Origin of the sequence: Micromonospora sp. H33 (assembly GCF_052068455.1) — a bacterium.
In the GTDB taxonomy this organism is placed as follows: Bacteria; Actinomycetota; Actinomycetes; order Mycobacteriales; family Micromonosporaceae; genus Micromonospora.
The window spans coordinates 1-1,130 of record NZ_JBQHDE010000037.1; the positions used below are offsets into that span (position 1 = coordinate 1).

At 71.9% G+C, this 1,130-nt stretch carries 1 protein-coding gene; it reads left to right on the plus strand.

Translation table 11 applies throughout. The features are described 5' to 3' along the window. On the plus strand, positions 1-1,130 hold a 1,130-nt coding region (gene tnpB / locus ACTMS0_RS29070; protein ID WP_441158463.1), incomplete at both ends, for an IS607 family element RNA-guided endonuclease TnpB.

Below are 1,130 nucleotides of genomic sequence, written 5' to 3' on the forward strand. Positions count from 1 at the left end.
ATGAGGGTGATCCAGGCGTACCGGTTCGCCCTCGATCTGACCCCCGCGCAGGAGCGGGCGGTGCTGGCGCACGCTGGCGCGGCCAGGGTGGCGTACAACTGGGCTTTGGCGCGGGTGAAGGCGGTGATGGACCAGCGGGCCGCCGAGCGCACCTACGGCGTGCCGGATGAACAGCTCACCGCGGCCGTGTCGTGGTCGTTGCCCGCGCTTCGCAAGGCGTGGAACGCGGTGAAGGTCGAGGTGGCGCCGTGGTGGGCCGAGTGTTCGAAGGAGGCGTTCAACACCGGTCTGGACGCGCTCGCTCGGGCGCTGAAGCACTGGGCCGATTCCCGGTCGGGTCAGCGTGCTGGTCGGCCGGTCGGGTTCCCTCGGTTCAGGTCCCGCCGCCGTTCGACGCCGTCTGTGCGGTTCACCACCGGCGCGATCCGGGTCGAGCCGGACCGCAAGTATGTCGTGTTGCCGCGGCTGGGTCGGTTGAAGCTGCACGAGTCGGCCCGCAAGCTCGCCCGCCGCCTCGACAACGGCACCGCCCGGATCATGTCCGCCACTGTGCGCCGCGACGGCGGACGCTGGCACGTCGCATTCACAGTGTCAGTGGAGCGGCCCGAGCGCCGCCCGGCCCGGCCCGGGTCGGTGGTTGGTGTGGACGTGGGCGTCAAGCACCTCGCCGTCCTGTCCACCGGACAGCTCGAACCGAACCCCCGGCACCTCGACCAGGCGCAGCGCAGGCTGCGTGCGCTCGGCCGGAGCCTGTCCCGCAGGGTCGGCCCGGACCGGCGGACCGGACGTCGGCCGTCGAACCGGTGGCGGCGCGCCCAAGCCCGGCTCGGCCGGGCGCACGCCCGGGTGGCGAACCTGCGCCGCGACGGCCTGCACAAGCTCACCACCCGACTCGCCGCCACCTACGGCACGGTCGTGGTGGAAGACCTCAACGTCGCCGGCATGCTGCGCAACCGCAGGCTCGCCCGGCACATCGCCGACGTCGGGTTCGCCGAGATGCGGCGGCAACTGGCGTACAAGACCGAATGGAATGGCGGCCGGCTGCTCGTGGCCGACCGCTGGTATCCGTCCTCCAAGACCTGCTCGGACTGTGGCGCGGTGAAAACCAAGCTCGCCCTGTCCGAGCGCGA